Source organism: Nocardia abscessus, from assembly GCF_015477775.1.
In the GTDB taxonomy this organism is placed as follows: domain Bacteria; phylum Actinomycetota; class Actinomycetes; order Mycobacteriales; family Mycobacteriaceae; genus Nocardia; species Nocardia abscessus_A.
Genome location: NZ_JADLQO010000024.1, coordinates 25887 through 45086 on the forward strand (window position 1 = coordinate 25887; position 19200 = coordinate 45086).

The following is a 19200-nucleotide window of genomic DNA, read 5'->3' on the forward strand; positions in this document are numbered from 1 at the left end:
TCGGCCATGGTCATTGCGCCCAGGATCGGAACGTCCGCAGGCGCTGCAGCGGTACGTCGACCTCGAGTCGCTCGGCATCGATGGCGCCGCCGCCGAGCGCGGCGGCCAAGCGGCGGGCGGGCACGTTGCGCGCGGTGCGGTGCACGGTCATCCGCACCGTCGCGCAGCCCAGCTCCGCCGCGCGCTCGGCCAGCCAGCCGAGCAGGCGTTCCTCGACCCCTCGGCCGAGGGCGCGGCAGCTGAGATGCCAACCGCGCAAATGCAGCGCGGCGCCGTCGGTGCGCAGCGCGAGCAGGGCGACGGTTCCGTAGTCGCCGAACCGATCTCGCGCCGATGCGGTCCACACCTCGCCTTCCTCCCGCCACCGGTCGATATCCTCCTCGGTGACGGCGCCCAGGACGAATTGGCTGGTCCGCCGGACGAGCTGGGCCGCGCGGGGCATGCTCTGCTCGGACAGCGGCTCCACGGTCACCACCAGCTCCAGGCCGTCGAGGAACTGCGCGAAGTCCGATTGCTCCCTGGCCAGGTCGCGTTCGCGTTCGCGCCGGTAGAACTCCGCGCGCTCGGCGTCCTCCGCGGTCACGGCCACCGGGGTCACCGGCCACAAGCGCGTGAGGAATGCCTCCAGTTCCCGGACCGGCGGACAGGTCACGGCGAGCACTTCCGGTGCCCGCGCTCGTATCTTCGCGATCTCGACCGGGTTGTCGTCGAGATAGACCACGCCGTCGAGGGCGAATCCCACTGTCCGCGCGGCCTCCTCCAGCCGCTCGGGCTTGCCGTCCCATCCGGTGGAGACGACGGTGAAGTCCGTGGCGCGCAGCGGGCTGTCCGGACGGTCGAGCACGGCTCGGACGGACGCCTCGTCGTTGTTGCTGATCAGCACCAGCAGGGTGCCCGCGGCGCGCCATTGCCGCAACCGCCGCGCCAGTGCGAGCCGTGGTGCGTCGAAGGCGACCGCCGTGGGGCCGATTTCGTCCACGACGCCGCTCCACAGTGTGTCGTCGCCGTCCACGGCGATGACCTTCGGCGCGGGCAGCAGAGCGACGCGTGCGACGGCGGCGAGGGTCAGCGCCACCACGGCCTGGAATTCCTCGGTGAACGGCAGATGAGCCAGTGCGTCGGTCTGCGCGTCGAAGCGGTGCGCCACCTGATGGTCCCGCGTCCAGTCGGGCTCGGTGAGGACCGCCACGCCGGGGATCTCCCGCAGCCGCCCCGCAATCCGTTGCTCCCAGTGGCGCAGGCGCTCGTCCGGATCGGGTGCGGGCAGGAAGCCGACGATGATCGGCACCCGGGCACGCTCGGAGGCTTCCCGGACGGCGGCGGGGTACTGCTCGGCCAGTTCGGCGAGTGCGTCGTCGGTGAGCGCACCGAATCGCTCCAGGTCCGCCGCCCGCAGCAAGACGATGCCCAGGGAGGTGGACGGCTGGGCGAAGACGCCGGAGGGGTCGCGCAATCCGGCCAGGACGTGGTGGTAGGGCGCCTCGAGCACGGTCGGTCCGTCCTCGCCGTGGGCGGGCGCCGACGCGGCGTGATACAGATCCGGCAGCTTGCCCAGCGCGAACGTGGCCGCGAACGCGACGCCGCCCGGTGCGGCGGGTGCGCGCGACCCCGGGCGAACCGGCAGCCCGGCGTGCTCGATCACCTCGGCGAGCAGCGTGAGGTAGTCCTGGCCGAGGCTGGTGCAGGTCGCGTCATCGATGATGTCCGCGTTGTAGGTGAACCAGACCTGGCCCACGTCGGCCAGCACGGCCACCATGAGGTCGAGATCGGAGTATCCGGTTCCCACCGGAACCAGTTCCGCGCGGTGGACGGCGGCGTTGGCCCGCAGATAGTTGAAGTACACCTCGACCAGCGGCGCGTTGTCCCGGTAGAGACCTTCCGCGGCGAGCGCACCGAGGGCGTCGGAGAACCCGGCTCCCGGCACGAGCAGGCGCCGCAGCTGGTCACCGGTGCGGCGCAGCAGGTCGTCGATCGACTCGCCCGGCTCCACGGTCGCCGGATAGGGCACCGGCACACCGAAATAGCCGACGCCGGTGGGCGCGTCGGCGTGGATGCGGGTGTCCACCGGGACGGCCAGCGCGAAACGATCGTTGTCCTGCCGCCGGGCCAGCAGCACGGTCAGCGTGCCGAGGAACAGTGCAGCGGGCGTGATGCCCAGCTCCCGGGCGCGCCGCGCCACACCGTCCTGCAGCCCGGCGGGCAGTTCCAGCAGCACCTCTCCCGCACGGTGACTGCGCTGCGCGGGTCTGGGGCGGGCGAGGGTGAGGTCGAGGCGGCGGCAACCGGCGAACTCCCTTCGCCACTCGGCGTCGGGCTCGGCCTGCGGCGCCTGCGCCGCGAGCAGATCATGGATGTCCTTGTTGGACAAGGTATCCGGGAAGGGCGTCCCGGACAGCTCGGCGTCGATCTCCCCGGCCACCAGCAACATCGACTGGACATCGCACATGCCGTGGTGCGCACCGAAGATCAGCGTCTGCTCGCCGGAACCGGACGCCAACAGCTCGAACCGCCACAGCGGCCCCTGCGCCAGGTCGAACGGCTCACTCATCAACTCGCGCAACCGTGCTCGCGCGACGGCGTGGTCGAGCCGATCGACGACCGTCCACCGCAGCAGCGGCCCGCCCGGCGCGGACCGCACCTGGAGCTGGGTGCCGTGCTCGTCGCTCGGCACGATCACCGTGCGCAGCGCCGCGTGCCGTCCGGCGAGGCGGGCGAGCATCGCTTCCAGTTCGGCGCGTTCGACCGCCGTGTGCAGCCGGATGGCCAGTCCGCCGGTCTGAGCGGCACTCGGCACGCCTTGCCGCTGCGTCCGCAGCAGCCGCATCAGGTCTCGGGTGACGGGCAGCGTGACGACATCGGGGACGTCCTCCTCGGCGCCGACGACCGCGGGCGCGCCGGTATCCGTGCGTGCCGCCTGTTCGACGAGGTAGGCGGCCAGCGCGGCCGGACTCTGGTGGGTGAAGATCTCGCCGAGCGGCACCAGGATGCCGGTGTCGTCGCGCAACCGGTTGCGCAGTTCCACCGCCATCAGCGAGTCCATGCCCAGGCTCTGGAACGACCGGTCCGGCGCGACGGCGTCCGCGCCGGTGTGACCGAGCACGTCGGCGGCCCAGCGCGCCACCACCTCCACCGCGACCGCGGTCGCCTCTTCGGGGGGCAATCCGCGCAGCCGCTCGGCGAACCGCGACCGCACCGACGGGTCGGTGGCATCGCGGTGGACGGCCGTGCGGCGTGTCGAGGGCCGGATCAGTCCGCGCAGCAACGGCGCGACGATCGGCGCGCGCCGCATCGCGTCGGCGTCGATCAGCATCGGCACCAGCACCGGTTCGCTCCGCCGCAGCGCCGCGTCGAACGCGGCCAAGCCGTCGAGCGCGGCGAGCGGGCGCACACCGGTGCGTTCCATGCGACGGATGTCCGCCGCCTCCATCACCTCGTGCATATCGAGGCTCCACGGACCCCAGGCCAGCGACTGCGCGGTGCGCCCTTGCGCAACCCGATGGGTGGCGAGGGCATCGAGGTAGGCGTTGGCGGCCGCGTAGTTCGCCTGACCGGGATTGCCGAGGACGCCCGCGACCGAAGAGAACAGGACGAAGCACGCCAGGTCCAGGTCCGAGGTCAGCTCGTGCAGGTGATACGCCGCGTCGACCTTCGGTCGCAGGACCGCTTCGAGCCGTTGCGGAGTCAGCGATCCCAGTGTGACGTCGTCGAGGACCATGGCCGCGTGGACGACGCCGCTGATCGCGCGTCCGCGCAGCACCTCGGCGAGCGCCGCTCGGTCGGTCACGTCGCAACGCGCGAAGACCACCTCCGCGCCGAGACCGGTGAGTTCGGCGCGCAAGGCGTCCGCACCGGGGCCCTCGGAGCCCCGGCGGCTGGCCAGCAACAGCTTGGTGACGCCGTGGGCGCGCACCAGATGCCCGGCCAGCAGCGAGCCGAGGCGTCCCGGCGCTCCGGTGACGAGCACGAAACCGTCCCCGAAGTCGGGTCCGCTCGGCGCGAGCCCGGCCATGGCGGGCCGCTCCAGCCGCGGTGCGAACAGAGCGCCGTCGCGCACCATGACTTGTGCCGCACCGGAGGCGAGGACCGCCGCGATGTCGACCTCGGCGTCGGCGCTGTCCAGCACCACGACGCGGTCCGGGTTCTCCGACTGCGCCGTGCGGGCCAGCCCCCAGACCGCGGCTCCCGCGGTGTTCGCGACCTCCTCCCCGGGCAGCGCCATCGCGCGCCGAGTGCGCACCACGATCGTCGCCGCGCCCAGTCGCGGGTCGTCGAGTGCGGCCTGCAAGGCTTCGAGGGTCTGCCGGACCGCGGTGTGCACGGCGTCGATCGAATCGCCCTCGGCGACTTCGATGACCACCGCGTCCGGCGCCGCGTCGTGCGGGCCGAGCCGCGCCCAGGGCACCGCGACGACCGGCCGGACGGTCGCGGGGGCGGGCACAGGTGTCCACTCCGGCCGGAACAAGGTGCGGTGCGCGGCGGACAGCGCCCCGTCGAGTACCTGCCCCGCGGGCGCGGGCCGCAGGACCAGTGATTCCACCGACACGACCGGCTGTCCGGTGTGATCGTTCGCCAGCACACGGACCCCGTCGTCGGCCTGTGTGATCCGGACCCGCAACGCCGTCGCGCCGGAAGCGTGCAGAGTCACGCCGGTCCACGCGAAAGGCATTAGCGCCGAATCGGTTTCGCCCGCGCCGAGCAGCAGCGCCGCGTGCAGTGCGGAGTCGAACAGGGCGGGGTGGATCTCGAACCGCGCGGCATCACCGTGAGCATGCTCCGGAAGCGCCACCTCGGCGAAGACCTCCGCGCCGCGCCGCCACGCCGCCCGCACCGACCGGAACAGCGGGCCGTACCGGTGCCCGCGCTCGGACAACCGCGCGTACATGTCCTCGACGTCGACCGCCGCCGCGTCCACCGGAGGCCACTGCGCGGTGTCGACGGCGCCCGCGTCGGTTCCGGCCGTCGCCGCCAGCACCCCGCGCGCGTGCAACGTCCACGAGGTGTCGAGATCCCGTTCCAGGCGGGAGTGGATCGAGACGGGCCTGCAGCCGGTGGCGTCGGCGTCGCCCACGACGACCTGGATCTGCACCGCCGCGTCCTGCGGGACGACCAGCGGAGCGTGCAGCACGAGTTCCCGCACAACGTCGGCGGCCACCTCGTCACCGGCGCGGATCGCGAGTTCGACCAGACCGGTGCCGGGCATGACGACCGCGGCGGGCGCGGCGTGCTCGGCCAGCCACGGGTGGGTCCGCAGCGAGAGGCGGCCGGTCAGCGTCACCCCGCCGGAATCCGGTTGCGGCACGACGGCGCCGACGAACGGATGGCCCGCGGCCTGCAACCCCAGCGCGGAAGCGTCCTGGGATACCGACTCGGTCCAGAATCGCCGCCGGTCGAAGGCGTAGGTGGGCAGATCGACGCTGCCCTGTGCGGGCACCAGCCGCGACCAGTCGAGGTCGTGGCCTGCCACCCACAGCGCGGCCTGAGCACGGGCCAGGCTGCGCGGCCCGTCGGCGTCGCGCACCAGCGACCCGACCGCGACGATCTCGCGGCCCGTCTCCTCCGCGACGGTCCGCACCGCCGTGGTCAGCAGCGGATGCACTCCGAGTTCGACGAAGTACCGGAACCCGTCGCCGATCATGCGCTCGATGGTGCTCGCGAAGCGGACCGGTTCGCGAGCGTTGCGATACCAGTAGGCGGCGTCCGCGGAGTCGTCGACCAACTGTTCGCCCAGCACGGTCGAGTACCACGGGACGGCCGGTGCGACGGCGCTGACCCCGGCGAGCTCGTCCAGCAGTTGCTCCCGGATCGGTTCCAGCAGAACGGAATGCCCCGCCAGCGCCGGTCCCGCGGCCAGGACCCGCACCTCGACCCGCTCGGCCTCCAGGTCACCCACCAGCGTCTCGACCGCATCGCGCGCCCCCGCCACGATCGTCGAGCGAGAGATGTTGATCGCCGCGATCGACACCGCCGGCTCCAGCGCCGCCAAGCGCTGTTCGAGCCGCTGCGCGGGCATGCCGACCATCGCCATCGCACCCTCCTCGGCGATCCCGGCCATCAGGCGGCTGCGGGCCACGACCACCTGGGCGGCCTCGTCCAGGGTCAGCGCACCCGATACGTAAGCCGCGGCGATCTCGCCTTGGCTGTGGCCGATCACGGCATCCGGTGTGACGCCCGCGTCCCGCCAGGTCGCCGCGAGCGCCGCCATCGTGGCGAACAGCAGCGGTTGCACCACGGTGAAGTCGCCGAGTTGCGCCGCGGTGAGCCCGAACAGCGCGGTCGCCAGCGACCATCCGGTGCGGTGCCGAAACGCTTCGTCGCATCGGGCGAATTCGGCGCGGAAGACCTCCGAGCGGGCCAGCATGTCACGCGCCATTCCGGCCCACTGCACGCCCTGCCCCGGGAAGACGAACGCCGTCTTCCCCGCGGTGAGCGCCGCGTCCGCGGCGACCACGACATCGGGCGCCGACCGTTCGCCGACGAGATCGTCCAGCGCCGAGCGCATCTCGGCATGGTCGGCCGCCACGACGACGGCCCGCCATTCGAACGGGGTGCGCTGCAAGGCGAGGGAGCGGGACACCAGGGCGGGCGGCGGCGTGTCGTCTCCGGTGACGTGCTCGAGCAAACGCCGTGCCTGACCGCGCAGCGAAGTCCGGTTCCGGGCCGAGATCGGCAGCAGCGCCAGTTGTCTGTAGTCCGGCTCGTCGTCGAAGTCGTCGGACGGGTCGTCGAGTGCGGGAGCTTCCTCGAGGATCAGGTGGGCGTTGGTGCCGCTGAGCCCGAACGCGCTGACTCCGGCGCGGCGCGGACGGGCGCCGCGGGGCCAGGGCGCCGGATCGGTGCGCACGACCAATCCGCTCCCGGCCCAGTCCAGCTGCGGTGTCGGCGGCCCGTCGTAGGCCATTCCCGGTATCCGCTCGTGCTGCAGACCGAGGACCAGCTTGATGACGCCGCCGATGCCGGCCGCCGCTTGCGTGTGCCCCAGATTGGATTTCAGCGACCCCACCCCGAGCGGGCGATCCGGCGCCCGGCCGGGACCGTAGACGCGGGCCAGGGCGCGTGCTTCGATGGGGTCGCCGAGCGCGGTGCCGGTGCCGTGCGCTTCCACGTAGTCCACGTCCTCGGGCGCCACGCCCGCGGCGTTCAACGCCGCCCGCAGGACCTGCTCCTGCGCGGATCCGCTGGGGGCGCTGATCCCTTGGCTGCGGCCGTCCTGGTTGACCGCGGAGCCGCGGATCACCGCCAGCACCCGGTCGCCGTCGCGCCGGGCGTCGTCGAGCCGCTTCAGCAGCACCAGACCGGCGCCTTCGGCCCACACCGTGCCGTCCGCGCCCGCCGAGAACGGCGCGCAGCGTCCCGACGGCGACAGCACACCGAGTTTGCACAGTTCCACGTGCGCGGTCGGGCCCATCAGCAGTGTCGCGCCGCCGGCCAGGGCGAGATCGCACTCGCCCGCGCGCAACGCCTGAGCCGCCAGGTGCATCGCCACGATCGCCGACGAACACGCCGTGTCGAGAGTGACGGCGGGTCCGTGCAAGCCGAGCGTGTACGCGACCCGGCCGGAGGCCACACTGGGGGAAAGGCCGGTGCCGACCTGCCCGTTCAACTGGTGCGGAGCGGGGTCGGCGAGATATCCGGTGCTGTACACCCCGAAATAGACACCGGTCATGCTGCCCTGCAACTGCCTCGGGTCGCGACCGGACCGTTCGATCGCCTCCCAGCTCAGTTCCAGCATGAGCCGTTGCTGCGGGTCCATCACCGCCGCCTCGCGCGGCCCGATACCGAAGAACGCGGCGTCGAACTCGTCCACCTGGCCGAGGTATCCGCCGCGGAAGGTGTACGCCTTGCCCTCGGCGGCCGGGTCCGGGTCGTAGAGCCCGTCGATGCTCCAGCGGCCCGGCGGCACGTCCGACAGCCCGTCGCGGCCGTCGTCGAGCAGGCGCCACAGCGATTCCGGATCGTCGGCGCCGCCCGGGAAACGACAGGCCATCGAGATGATCGCGATGGCGTCGTCGCCGGTGCGTCCCTGGTGCTGGACCGGCGCGGCCTCGGCTTCGGTGCGGTGCAGCGCCGCGACCACCTGCGCGATGGTGGGGTGCTCGAAGAACAGATTCGTGTCCAGCGCATGCCCGACGCGGTCGGACAGCTCCACGACGAGTTCGACGAGATCCGCGGAGCCGAGGCCGAATTCGACCAGTGGCCGGTGCACGTCGATCCGGGCGGGATCGAGATACGCCAAGCGGGCGATGATCTCCACCAGCCAGGTCTGCATCTCGTCGGCGGTCATCGCGGCCGCCGAGGGGGCGGCGACCGGCGCGTCCTCGAACTCGCCGCGTACGGGCAGCACCGGGGAGAACTCGTCATCGAGATACGCCGCGCGGCAGGCCTGCCGCTGCACCTTGCCGCTGCTGGTCTTCAGCAGCTCACCGGGACGGATCAGGACCACCGACCGCAGCGTCAGCCCGTGCTCCGCACCGACCGCGGCGCGGATCGCGTCTTCGGCGCCGGCCAGTTCGGCAGGGTCCTCGGTGCGCACCTCCGCGACCACGACGGGCAGTTCCCCGTCGATGCCCTCGTCCACCGAGAAGGCCGCCACGCACCCGGGCCGGACGGCGTCGTGCGCCGTTTCGACGGTCAGCTCCAGATCCTGCGGGTAATGGTTCTTGCCGTCGATGATCAGCAGGTCCTTGCGCCGCCCCGTGACGAACAGCTCACCGCCGGACAGGAAACCCAGATCGCCGGTGCGCAGGAACGCGCGGTCGTCGTCGCCGAGCCTGGCATGGAAGGTCTCGGCGGTGGCCTGCTCGTTGCCGAAATACCCGGCGGCGACACTAGTTCCGGACACCCAGATCTCGCCCTCGGCGCCTTCGGCGCACTCCGTGCGTCTTTCCGGATCCACGATGGCGATCGACAATCCCTCGGCGGGTCGCCCCACGCCGACCAGCTCGGAGCGGCCGGGTGGCAGGACCACCGTGGGTCGGGCGCCGATTTCGGCGGCGCTGACGATGAGCGTCGCCTCGGCCAAACCGTAGACCGGCTGGAAGGACTCCGCCCGGAAACCCGCGCTGCGGAAGGTGTCGGCGAAGCGGCGCACCGTGGCCGGGCGCACCGTCTCCGCGCCGTTGAAGGCCACTTTCCAGCCGCGCAGGTCGAGCCGGTCGATCTGCGCGGGCGACATCCGGCGCAGGCACAGCTCGTACCCGAAGTTGGGACCCCCGCTGGTGTGCGCGCCGAACGCGGACACCGCCTGCGGCCAGCGCTCGGGGCGCTGCAGAAAATGCTGGGGAGACAACAGCACCGCGTTCGCGCCGACGAACATCGTCTGCAACACGGGCGCGATGAGCCCCATATCGTGGTACATCGGCAGCCAGCTGACGAACAGCGCGTCGGTGAGCGAGTCCACCAGATCCGGCGTATGGCCCAGGGCCGCGGCGATGGCGCGCTCGTTGTGCAGCAGGTTCGCATGGGTGACCACGACGCCGCGCGGCGCGCTCGTCGAACCCGAGGTGTACTGCAGGAAGGCCACCGAGTCGGGGCCGACGGCGGGCTGCCGCCACGACGCGGCGGCGTCGTCGGCGATCTCGTCGGTCGCCAGCCAGGTCAGCGCGGCCAGTTCCGGGAGTTGCTCGATCGCCGCGCTCGCGTCGGCGCGGACCTGCGCGGTGGTGAGCACCGCGTCGACGCCCGCATCGGTGACCATGTGCCGCAGCCGCCGCAGCGACCGGGCATCCAGCTGCGGCAGCGGTGCGGGCACGGCGACCACACCGGCGGCCAGGCAGCCGAAAAACCCTGCGATGAAATCCAATCCGGACGGATACAGCAGCAGCGCCCGGCGCACGCCACCGTCCTGCAGCGCGGCGCCGATGGCCCGCGCGCGGACCGACACGGCGGCATAGCTGATGTCGTCGACGACGCCGTCCGCGTCACCGGTCCGCAGAAATCGGTAGGCGATCCCGGCGTCCAACGTCTCACCACGGGTGAGCAGCACATCGACGAACGAACGGTATTCGGTCATGCGGTACAACCTTCGGAACTCGACTGTCACGGGGGTCGTGCGCTCAGCGGACGGCGCCGCGATTCCCCACGGGCGCCGTCCGCCATCTCATGGTCGGGTGGTCGCGGCGGCGAGTTTCTCGACGGCGTCGACCGCTGCGAGCACACCGTTCTCCGCCGCCACCGTGCGCCCGATCTCCTCGGCTCGCTGCCGCGCCTGCGGCGTGAGGGCTTGGGCCAGCGCCTGATACAGGCGATCCGCGGTGATCCGGCGATACGGGAAAGTGGCCCCGATACCGAGCGCGGCGATGCGCCACCCGTAGAAGAATTGATCGCTGTGCACCGGGATCACCACGGCCGGAATCCCCGCGCGCACCACGTCGTGGGTGTTTCCGCTGCCGCCGTGGTGCACCACAGCGCGGCAGCGCGGCAGCACACGGTCGTAGTCGAACGAATCGATGACCAGCAGAGCGCGATCGGCGCTGAACCCCTTCGGGAATCCCTCGCCTCTCACCGTGACCAGGGCCCGCGCGCCCAGTCGCGCGCAGACCGTGGCGATCATCCGGTGGCACTCCGCCGGATCGACGATGGGCATTCCGGTCATGCAGAAATAGATCGGTGGTTCGCCTTCGTCGAGCCAGGCGTCGAGCTCCGGGTCGATGACCGCTTCCCCCCACGCGTCGCGCAGCCGCTGCGGCAGAATGGGAGCGCCGACGACCGTCGCGCGCTCCGGCCAATCGTGCGGCTTCGGCAACAGCACCGGGCTCACCATGTGAACCAGCGGTATCCGCTCGTCGCGGAGTCGCCGAAAAGGATTGCGCGGCTTGCCCGGCAGCCCCATCTGCTGACGCAATTGGCGATCGACCTTGCGATACAGGAACGTATAGGACCTTTCGAAAAGGCTGTAGGTCACGCGCGACAGAATCCGGGACGACGTCATGTTCTTCGCCATGAACGACGACGGGAACTCGCCGGTGCGTTCGAGCGGGTAGGGCAGGCCGCCGATCACCGGCGTACCGGTCTTCTCCCGGAACTCCATCGCCCAGGGCAATGTCGACGCGCAGGCGACGACGACATCCGCGTCCGCGCAGGCTTTCGCGAGCACCTCGTGCATCGCCACCCCGCGCCCGCCCTCGATGATCTTCACCGTGTCGAGCATGATGCGAATGAACGGCAGTGTCCTGCCGGAGGCCAATGCCTGTCTGGCCGCGGGCGTCTCGAGTAATTCCGCGGCGTCGAAGGGAATCACATGGGGTTCGAAGTCCGCGTTGCGCACGATGTGCGCCTGATTGCGGGTGGCGGTGATTTCCACGTCGTGCCCGCGGGCGCGGAACTCGTCCGCCAACGCGAGATACGGTTGATGATCGCCCCTGGTACCTGCGGGCAACAAGGCCACACGCATACTATCGACTTCCGCTCGTGCACTGGCTCGTCTGGCCGAATTCCGCGAATCGGCCGACATCTGATTCGTTGCTGGGATCCGCGTCGCGCGGATGCCCCACTCGCTCGACAGAGTTCGGAACGGTACTCGGCCCCCCGCCGTCCTCAACGGGCCGACTGCCTGTCTGCAGAATCGGGAGATGGTCCTTTCTTCCGAACGGTGAGCCGACCGAATGCGCCACACCCGGGATGGTCGACTCCGGCGAAACCGGCGCACGCCAGTATTCCGGCTGTACCGGGCGTCGTCCAGACTAAAGCGGCGGCCGCGTCGTAGCCTTCTCAGCTGTGGGGAGGTGGCGGCGTCTCCGCCGCGCACGCGGAATGCGGCGGCCGGCTTGCGATTACGCCATCGTGGTGCGAGGCGGGAGGCGCTCGGCGCCGACTCATTCGGCGTCCGTGCGCCGGATTTACCGAACGCGCCGGGCCGCCGCCGTGGAAGCGTCGAGATCCGGGTGCGCCTGCGCCGCGCCGAGCGCCACGAAACGCCGCCATCGGAGTACCGCAGGGGCGTTCCGGCAGGTGTCGTTTGCTGGTTGGCCTGGTGCGCGTGCAATATGTGAAGGCTCCACGGTCGCCGGCGGTGCACTGTTCGGCGCACGCGTCTCGTGCCGCGGCAGGGGACCCCGCTGTTCCCGTGGTGGAACCGATCTGTTATCTACTGGCTACGATTGTTTTTTCGACTGCACGCGCTCGGTAACCGTGAAGGGATTATCTCTATGGCACGCAAGGTCGTCGTGACTCTGGTCGATGACTACGACGGCAAGTCTCAGGCCGAGGAAACCGTGTCTTTCGCCGTGGACGGCGTGGCCTACGAGATGGACTTGTCGACGGACAATGCCGGTCAGTTGCGCGGATTCTTCGATCAGTGGGTTCCGTACGCCCGCAAAGTCGGTCGCACGCGGCGCGGGCGCGGCGGTGTCCTGCGTTCGGCGAACGATCGGGAGCAGGCCACGGTTATCCGGGAATGGGCGCGCAAAAACGGTATCGACGTCTCGGCGCGCGGCCGGATCTCGGCCGAGGTCGTCGAGGCGTACAAAAAGGCGAACGGGTAGTTCCGGGCGAGTTCCGCGCCGCCGCAGCGGCGGCGCGGGGGCGCGCGGGCGGATTCTTTTCCGTGCCGGGCCGCGATAACGGCGGCGGACCGGGGTAAGCGACCACTATGACGGTCATGACAGGCGCCCAGACGCTCGAACTGCCCCAGCCCCGCGGCGAGCTGTCCGAGGCGGTAGTGGAGTTGCTGCGCGGCGAACCGGGCGGCTCGGTCCCGGAGCCGGGTCCGGCGGACCCGTACGGCGAGGATCTGCATCTGGCCCTGCACACCTGCTACGAGCTGCACTATCACGGCTTCGCGGCGGTGGACGCGGGTTGGGAGTGGAACCCGGGCCTGCTCGGTCTGCGCGCCGCGCTGGAGCAGCGGTTCCTGCAAGCGTTGCGCGAGGACGTGCCCGGCGGAGCCGATCTCGACGCCGATCTCGACCAGTTGCTGGTCACTCCGGCCGACCCGGTCGGACCCAGCCGGTTCCTGCGCGACGAGGGCGACTGGTGGCAGATGCGCGAGTACTTCGTGCATCGTTCGATCTACCACCACAAGGAGGCCGACCCCTACGCCTGGGTGATTCCGCGTTTGCGCGGACAGGCCAAGGCGTCGCTGGTGGCGGTGGAGTTCGACGAGTTCGGGGGTGGACGCGGCGAACGCGTGCACGCGCAGCTGTACGCCGATCTGCTGGCCGGGGCGGGGCTGGATCCGGCGTACCTGCACTATCTGGACGTGGTTCCCGCGCCGATGCTGGCGCTGGTGAACATGATGTCGCTGTTCGGTCTGCACCGGTCGTGGCGCGGGGCGCTGGTGGGCCATTTCGCGACGGTGGAGATCACTTCGCCGCCCGGAGCCCAGCGCATGGTGGAGGCGTTGCGGCGGTTGGACGCCGATCCGGCGTGTGTGCTGTTCTACCGCGAGCACGTCGAAGCCGACGCCGTGCACGAGCAGGTGATGCGTACCGGCGTGATCGGTGACCTGCTCCGGCAGGAACCCGGGCTCACCGAATCGGTGGCGTTCGGCATCCAGGTCACGAACTTGCTCGAGGACCGATTCGCCGATCATGTGCTGGAAGCCTGGCGCGCGGATCGCAGCTCGTTGCGCGAATCCTGGAGCGGACCGGTCGGCGCGGACGATTAAGCGTCCTCCAGCGGGCTATCCGCGAGAAGTGATGTTGATTCGACCCCCCGGCGTCTATCCGCCGCAGCTGGACACCTGGTTGCTCGTGCGCGCCCTTTCCGAGGCGGGTGTCCCGCGCGGCGGACACGCGCTGGATGTCTGCACCGGCACCGGCGCCTTGGCGGTGGCCGCCGCGCGCACCGGAGCGACGCGGGTGACCGCGGTGGACGTGTCCCGGTCCGCGGTGGTGTCCGCCTGGTTGAACTGCCGGCTGCGCGGCATCGACGCCGAGGTACTGCGCGGGGATTTCGGCGCGGTTCTCGGCGGGCGCAGCTTCGACCTCGTGCTGGCCAACCCGCCCTACGTCCCCGCCCCCGAAGGCACCGACACCCGTGGGATCGCCCGTGCGTGGGACGCCGGGACCAGCGGCAGGGCGATACTCGACCAGTTGTGCGCGGCGCTGCCCACCCTGCTGAAACCACGGGGGGTCGCGTTGATCGTGCATTCGGCGCTGTGCGATCCCGATACGACCCTGGACCAGTTGCGCGCGCTCGAGTTGAAGGCCGCCATCGTGGCACGGGCGACCGTGCCGTTCGGGCCGGTGCTGCGCCGCCGCGCGCAATGGCTGGAGTCGGCCGGGCTGATCGAGCCCGGCCAGCGTATGGAAGATCTGGTGGTGATTCGTGTCGACCGCATCCGGCAATGAGCAGTGGCGTCGCGTGACGCTCACCGCCGATGGACCCGCGCTGATCGAGGGCCCGGTGGAAGTGGTCACCGCGGACGGCCGCACGATCCGCTCGGACCGGTTCATGGTGGCGCTGTGCCTGTGCCGGCGCTCGAAGAACTACCCGTTCTGCGACACCAGCCACCGCAAGCATCGCCGTTCGTCCTGAGCGCAGCTCACGCGTCCTGACCGCAGCTCACGCGGGCGAATGATCCGAACGCAGGGCGCGCGCGGTGTCCAGCAGCGACTCGGTGGCGCAGGCGACGGTCTGCGCGACCACGTCCGCCGGGTCGCCGTCGAACCGGCGGTGCCAGGCGCGGACCTCGTGCTCGGTGGCGATGGCGAACCACACCGAGCCCGGCGGTTCGCCGTCTTGCGGATCCGGGCCGCCCGCACCGGTGACCGCTACGGCGACAACCGCTTTCAGCATCTCTCGCACGCCGGTGGCCATTGTTTCGGCCGCGGTCTGCGACACCACCGGCACATCGGGCACCCCGAGGACGGTGTGCTTGACCTCCGAGCTGTAGGCCACCAGGCCGCCGCGGAACCATTCGGACGAGTTCGGCGCCGCCCCCAGCGTGGCCGACAGACGGCCCGAGGTCAGCGATTCGGCCACCGCGACGGTGATCTGCGAGTCCCGCGCCAGTTCGGCCAGCTCGTGTGCGTGCTCGTCCGCCTGTGGCATCTGCGTCCTTCCTGCGCTGTCTGCTGCCCACCTTACGGCCCCGTACCGGTCCGGCCGCACGGCAGGCCGTGGTGTTTCGGCGCGGCGGCGCCGGGAATGTCGGCAACAGACCGGCATCCGATGCAAGGAGAAAGCGATGACGACCGACGCGATCGTACTGCTGCGCGAGGATCACAAGGCGATCCGGAAGCTGTTCCGCGAGTTCGAGAAGGCGGGTGAGGACGCCGTCAAGACGAAGGGGGAGGTGGTGAACAAGATCATCGAGGCGCTCACCGTGCACACCTATCTGGAGAACGAGTGCATGTATCCGGAGGTGCGCAAACTCGTTCCCGAGCTCGAGGACGACATCCTGGAGTCCTACGAGGAGCATCACGTCGCCGATGTGCTGGTGACCGAGCTGGCGATGATGAAGCCCGATGACGAGCACTTCACCGCCAAGGCCACCGTGCTGATCGAGAACGTCGACCACCACATCGATGAGGAAGAGAACGACTGGTTCCCCAAGGTGCGAGAGCGGCTGGGGCGCAAACAACTCCAGGACATCGGGGCCCGGCTGCAAGAACTCAGGAAGAAGGCGCCGACCTCGCCCGCCCAGCCTTCGGCGCTGAAGAAGACGGTCGACGCGGTCCTGGCCTGAACCCTGCGACCTCCCGCCGGTCACCGGCGGGAGGTCGCAGGGCCGGTCGCCGCGCAGTCACCCCGCGGGCGGGTACTGCTGGGTGTCGAGCACCTCGGCCAGGTGGGCGGCGTTCCTGGCCAGCGCCGCGGTGGCCGAGGCCACCGCCTTGGGCACCGAGTCGAGATCCTGATAGTCGGTACCGCCCATGGCTTGGTCGTTCCAGTACGTGCACCCCTGCGCGGGGATGGTGAATCCGATGTCGTTGAGCCCTTGGTACAGGTCGGCGACGATCTTGTGCGCGCCGTCCTCGTTGCCGACCACCGCGACGGTGGCCACCTTCCCGACCATCGCGGGCCTGCCCTCGTCGTCGGTTTCGGACAGTTCGGCGTCCAATCGCTCCAGCACCCGCTGCGCCACCGAGGACATGTGCCCTACCCACGTGGGTGTCGAGACCAGCAGGATGTCGGCCGCCGCGATCCGTTCGCGGATCGACGGCCACTGGTCGCCGGGTCCCTCGTCGGCGGTGACCCCGGGCAGCACCTCGTAGTCGACCACGCGCAGGACCGAGCCCTGCACGCCGTGCTGGGCCAGCTCGTCGAGCACCTGGCGGGCGATGAGGTCGCTGCTGGATTCGGCGGGTGACTTCTTCAACGTGCACACGAGGGCGACGGCGGTCGGTCCGGCCATAGGAAAACCTCCTGGTTCACAGCGTGGTTCGCGTTCATGCTCGGGCCACGACACGGATCGTGCGCAGCTGCGGATCGGCGGCGTCCGGCACGTTCATTCCCGCGTCGAGCCCGGTGCGCAAGTAGTCCACGACCGCCGCGTCGATCCGCTCACCGGGCACGACCACCGGAATGCCCGGCGGGTAAGGCGTGAGCTGCTCGGCGGCGACGCGGCCGACGGCGTCGCGCGCGTCCACCCTCTCGACCGGGCCGAAGAACGCGTCGCGAGGCAGCATCACCGTGTCCAACTGCAGGTCCTGTGGCGAGGGCAGGTGGATGCGGGGCGGCTGCGGATCGGTCAGCTGCTCGCGCCACGCCGCGACGCCGTCGACCAAGGCGTCGACGGTGTCCTTGTCGTCGGCGAGCGACAGTGTGGCGAGCACGCGGCGGTGGTCGCTGAGTCCCACGTCGAGGCGCCGGTGCTCACGCAACCAGTCCGCGGCTTGATAGCCGCCGGCCCCGGTGCCGGACACGTCCATGAGCACCTGCAGCCGATCGAGGTCGTGCGAGGCTTCGACGCCGAGCAGCTCGTCGTCGAGCACTCGGATGCCGGGGATCTCGCCCAGCCGGCGCCTGGCCTGTTCGGCGACTCGCAGCGCCGCCTCGAGCAGGTCGTGTCCCTGCTCGACCATCTGCCTGCGCCAGCCGTCGAGCGCGGCGTAGACCAGGACATTCGGGCTGGTGGTCATCAGCAGGTCGGCGCATTCGCTGAGCCGGATCGGATCGATGAGATCGCCTTGCAGGTGGAACACCGAGCCCTGTTCGAAGCCCGCGCCCATCTTGTGCACGCTGACCACGCAGACGTCCGCGCCCGCGTCCATCGCCCAGGTCGGCAGGTCTTCGTGGAACGGCAGGTGCGCGCCCCACGCCTCGTCGACGATGAGGGGCTTGCCGCGTTCGTGGCACACGTCGGCGATGGCGCGGATGTCCGCGCAGGTGCCGTAGGGGCTCGGGCTCACGATCAGCGCGCCCGCGGCGTCGGGATGCTCGTCCCACGCCTCGCGCACCTGCTGGGGTGAGGGCGGATGCGACAGATGGTGCTCGGCGTCCCATCGAGGGGTGATCCAGTGCGGCTGGACGCCGGAGAAGATGAGCCCGGCCACGATCGACTTGTGGCTGTCGCGCGGGACGAGCAGGCCGCCGTCGTGGCCACCCGCGACCGCCATCATGGCGGCCTTGACCGACAGCGAACTGCCGCAGGTGGAGAAGAACGCGGATTCGGCGCGCACCGCGTCGGCCATCAGCGCCTCGGCGCGGGCGAGGTAACCGCTGCGCGCGAGCCGGTCGTCCAGACCGGCGATCGCCAGCACGTCCGAGGCGAACGCGTCCCGGCCGATCACGTCCAGGACGCGTTCGTCGGCCCCACGTCCTTGCCGGTGGCCGGGGGGAGTGAAGCCGTACCGGCCCAGCCGGTGATGGTCGGCAAGCGCTTCCAGCAGAGGAGCTCGTGTATGGTCCACGGCTTCCGCCTACCCGGAATCGATGGCGGCACACGTCCGGCGTGCAGTGCGGTTACGGCCTGCGGCGAATGCGGGACGTACGGTCCGTGCCCACTCTGCCGCGGGTCGGGCGACTCGGACGAAGTTTTGGGCGGGGGCGCCCGGGTAGGACGGGGGAGTATCGACCCCGACCCGGAGGAGCGCCGGATGAAGGCAGTGACCTGGCAAGGACGACGCAAAATCGCCGTGGAGACGGTGCCCGACCCGCGGATCGAGGCGCCGACGGACGCGATCATCGAGGTCACCTCCACCGGTATCTGCGGATCCGACCTGCATCTGTACGAGGTGCTCGGCGCGTACATGAGCAGCGGCGACGTACTCGGCCACGAACCGATGGGACGGGTGGTCGAGACCGGTTCGGCCGTGACCGACCTGGCCCGCGGCGACCGCGTCGTGATCCCGTTCCAGATCAGCTGCGGCGCCTGCTACATGTGCCGGACCGGTCTGCCCACCCAGTGCGAGACCACCCAGGTCCGCAAATACGGCTGCGGGGCGGCGCTGTTCGGCTATTCCAAGCTCTACGGGCAGGTGCCCGGCGGCCAAGCCGAGTACCTGCGGGTGCCGCATGCGGACTTCACTCATGTCAAGGTGCCGGACGGACCGCCCGATTCGCGGTTCTTGTACCTGTCCGACGTGCTGCCCACCGCCTGGCAGGCGGTGGAATACGCCGCGGTGCCCGAAGGCGGATCGGTGACCGTGCTCGGCCTCGGCCCGATCGGGGACATGGCCTGCCGGGTGGCGGCACATCGCGGCTATCGCGTGATCGGCGTCGACCGGGTGCCCGAGCGGCTGGCGCGCGCGGCCGGGCGCGGCGTCGAGGTGATCGACCTGGAGTCCGTCGACGAGCCGGTCGGCGACATCATCCGCGGCTGGACCGACGGCCGGGGCACCGACTCGGTCATCGACGCGGTCGGGATGGAGGCCCACGGCTCGCCGATCGCCTCGGTGGCGCAGCGCTCGGCGGCGTTCCTGCCGGACATGGTGGCACAGAAGCTGATGGACACCGCGGGCATCGATCGGCTCGCGGCGCTGAACTCCGCGATCGACATCGTGCGCCGCGGTGGCACGATCTCGCTGATCGGCGTCTACGGCGGCATGCTCGACCCGCTGCCGATGCGGGTGCTGTTCGACAAGCAGATCCAGGTGCGGATGGGGCAGGCGAACGTCAAACGGTGGGTCGAGGACATCATGCCGCTGCTGCGCGACGGCGATCCGCTGGGCGTGGAGACCTTCGCGACCCACCGCCTGCCGCTGGCCGATGCCGCGCGGGCCTACGCCATGTTCCAGCAGAAAACCGACGGTGCGGTGAAGATCGTCCTCGACCCGACCGCCACGAACTGACCGGCGCGGCGGGTCCGCACCGGAC

The 19200-nt window shown here is 70.6% G+C and carries 11 protein-coding genes; 6 read left to right on the top strand and 5 right to left on the bottom strand.

The annotated features are described in order from the left end of the window. Positions 1-10: 10 nt before the first annotated feature. Complete coding sequence (locus IU450_RS36420; RefSeq protein WP_195154262.1) at positions 11-10009, bottom strand: hybrid fatty acyl-AMP ligase/type I polyketide synthase; 9999 nt, start codon at positions 10007-10009, stop codon at positions 11-13. Positions 10010-10096: 87 nt separating this feature from the next. Continuing rightward, positions 10097-11449 (bottom strand): glycosyltransferase, encoded by a 1353-nt coding sequence (locus IU450_RS36425; protein WP_228835625.1) that lies wholly within the window; start codon positions 11447-11449, stop codon positions 10097-10099. Positions 11450-12143: 694 nt separating this feature from the next. Between IU450_RS36425 and IU450_RS36430 the strand changes: the two genes are divergently transcribed. From IU450_RS36430 to IU450_RS36445, 4 genes are all read left to right on the top strand, one after another. Continuing rightward, entirely contained in the window at positions 12144-12479 is a 336-nt protein-coding gene (locus IU450_RS36430; RefSeq protein WP_195154263.1) for a histone-like nucleoid-structuring protein Lsr2, read from the top strand. 107 nt (positions 12480-12586) lie between these two features. Continuing rightward, positions 12587-13603 (top strand): iron-containing redox enzyme family protein, encoded by a 1017-nt coding sequence (locus tag IU450_RS36435; RefSeq protein ID WP_416382938.1) that lies wholly within the window; start codon positions 12587-12589, stop codon positions 13601-13603. A gap of 31 nt (positions 13604-13634) precedes the next feature. Continuing rightward, on the top strand, positions 13635-14288 hold the full coding sequence (locus IU450_RS36440) for a HemK2/MTQ2 family protein methyltransferase (RefSeq protein WP_195154265.1): 654 nt from the start codon (positions 13635-13637) through the stop codon (positions 14286-14288). Further along, entirely contained in the window at positions 14266-14475 is a 210-nt protein-coding gene (locus IU450_RS36445; RefSeq protein WP_324197955.1) for a CDGSH iron-sulfur domain-containing protein, read from the top strand. Before IU450_RS36440 ends, IU450_RS36445 begins: the two co-directional genes overlap by 23 nt. 27 nt (positions 14476-14502) lie before the next feature. Here IU450_RS36445 and IU450_RS36450 read toward each other — a convergent pair whose 3' ends face one another. Further along, positions 14503-14991 (bottom strand): CinA family protein, encoded by a 489-nt coding sequence (locus tag IU450_RS36450; RefSeq protein WP_195154266.1) that lies wholly within the window; start codon positions 14989-14991, stop codon positions 14503-14505. A gap of 136 nt (positions 14992-15127) precedes the next feature. Here IU450_RS36450 and IU450_RS36455 point away from each other — a divergent pair, with 136 nt between their 5' ends. Continuing rightward, a complete protein-coding gene (locus IU450_RS36455) occupies positions 15128-15628 on the top strand; it encodes a hemerythrin domain-containing protein (RefSeq protein WP_195154267.1) in 501 nt (166 codons plus the stop codon). A 57-nt stretch (positions 15629-15685) separates the two neighbouring features. Here the strand turns inward: IU450_RS36455 and IU450_RS36460 are convergent, their stop codons facing one another. Together IU450_RS36460 and IU450_RS36465 are read right to left on the bottom strand one after the other, a co-directional pair. Next, on the bottom strand, positions 15686-16297 hold the full coding sequence (locus tag IU450_RS36460) for a flavodoxin family protein (protein WP_195154268.1): 612 nt from the start codon (positions 16295-16297) through the stop codon (positions 15686-15688). 34 nt (positions 16298-16331) lie between these two features. After that, entirely contained in the window at positions 16332-17795 is a 1464-nt protein-coding gene (locus tag IU450_RS36465) for an aminotransferase class I/II-fold pyridoxal phosphate-dependent enzyme (protein ID WP_195154269.1), read from the bottom strand. Between the two features lie 186 nt (positions 17796-17981). On the opposite strand from IU450_RS36465, the gene IU450_RS36470 reads away from it, so the two are divergent. Next, the gene (locus tag IU450_RS36470; RefSeq protein WP_195154270.1) at positions 17982-19175 is read left to right on the top strand and encodes a zinc-dependent alcohol dehydrogenase; all 1194 of its coding nucleotides are present in this window, start codon (positions 17982-17984) and stop codon (positions 19173-19175) included. Positions 19176-19200: the final 25 nt, after the last annotated feature.